Annotated in this window: 3 protein-coding genes and 1 pseudogene; 1 reads left to right on the top strand and 3 read right to left on the bottom strand. The window is 44.5% G+C overall.

Annotated elements, in window-relative coordinates; genetic code table 11:
• The 3 genes and pseudogenes from ispH to A3738_RS29700 all read right to left on the bottom strand — a co-directional run.
• Positions 1-171 (bottom strand): annotated as a pseudogene (ispH, locus tag A3738_RS28125) (4-hydroxy-3-methylbut-2-enyl diphosphate reductase); the annotation flags it as partial.
• Between the two features lie 17 nt (positions 172-188).
• Positions 189-626, bottom strand: coding sequence for a peptidylprolyl isomerase (locus A3738_RS28120; RefSeq protein ID WP_068478570.1), 438 nt, complete (start codon positions 624-626; stop codon positions 189-191).
• A 65-nt stretch (positions 627-691) separates the two neighbouring features.
• Positions 692-874: a signal peptidase II gene (locus A3738_RS29700; protein WP_082890171.1), complete on the bottom strand. Its 183-nt coding sequence runs from the start codon at positions 872-874 to the stop codon at positions 692-694.
• On the opposite strand from A3738_RS29700, the gene A3738_RS30260 reads away from it, so the two are divergent.
• A partial coding sequence (locus A3738_RS30260; RefSeq protein WP_156504562.1) for a lipid II flippase MurJ occupies positions 845-995 on the top strand: 151 nt, incomplete at its 3' end. The genes A3738_RS29700 and A3738_RS30260 overlap by 30 nt on opposite strands.

Below are 995 nucleotides of genomic sequence, written 5' to 3'. Positions count from 1 at the left end.
AACGAATATAGCGCCACGATTCTTTAGGTCATCCACAACAAAACGGTTATGAACAACTTCGTGACGCACATACACTGGCGCTCCGAATACCTCTAATGCACGATTAACGATCTCAATCGCGCGATCGACACCAGCACAAAATCCTCGGGGGTTAGCAAGTTGAATTTGCATGAGTTGAACTATGATCCCTAAATAGTTTCTATCGAAACGATCTTAACCTTGAACGTTAATGTATCGCCAGCTAGCGGATGGTTGAAATCGACCACCACTTCTTCGTCGTCAAACTGCTTTATAACGCCAGGCAACTCAGACTGACTCGCATCAGCAAAAGAAATGACTAGGCCTTTTTCAAGTTGCATATCTGCTGCGAAGTCGGAACGTTTAAAGGTTTGAACATTATTTGGATTTGGCATCCCAAACGCTTTTTCTGGAGTCACGAGCCAAGCCCCCTCCTCACCTTCTTTCATGCCATCAAGGCAGGACAAGAAGCCATCGGGTAATTGACCATCACCATACTCAAATGTCGCTGGGTTAGCGTCAAAATTAGAATCGACGACTGAGCCATCTTGCAGGCTCAAAGAAAAATAAAGCGTGACACGTGTGTCCGCAGAAACAACTAAACTCACGTTTTTAACTACCTAAATGGAACGTTAAACAGAAACGAAATCGCTCTCTAGTATATGACTCGAGACTATATTGCCCGAGACTCAGAACGACTCTTTGGTTTTGGGTTACCGTCTTCGTCCTTGCTACGGAACATATCTAATACCAACATTGCGGCACCAACCGAGATAGCGCTATCTGCAATGTTGAAGGCTGGAAAGTGATAATCGTTCCAGTAAAAATGAAGGAAATCGACAACATGGTATTTAATCTCGCGCTTATCTGGCCTTTACAGCACGCAGGGCTTGCGCTGGCTACTGCAATGTCGGCTTGGTTAAATGCAATTTGTTTATTGGTGGTTTTGAAGCGACAAGGCGTTTACAAGTCAGGTA

It is taken from the genome of Oleiphilus sp. HI0066 (genome assembly GCF_001635725.1).
Note: the sequence above shows the minus strand (reverse complement) of the source record. Positions and strands in the feature narration are given on the sequence as shown.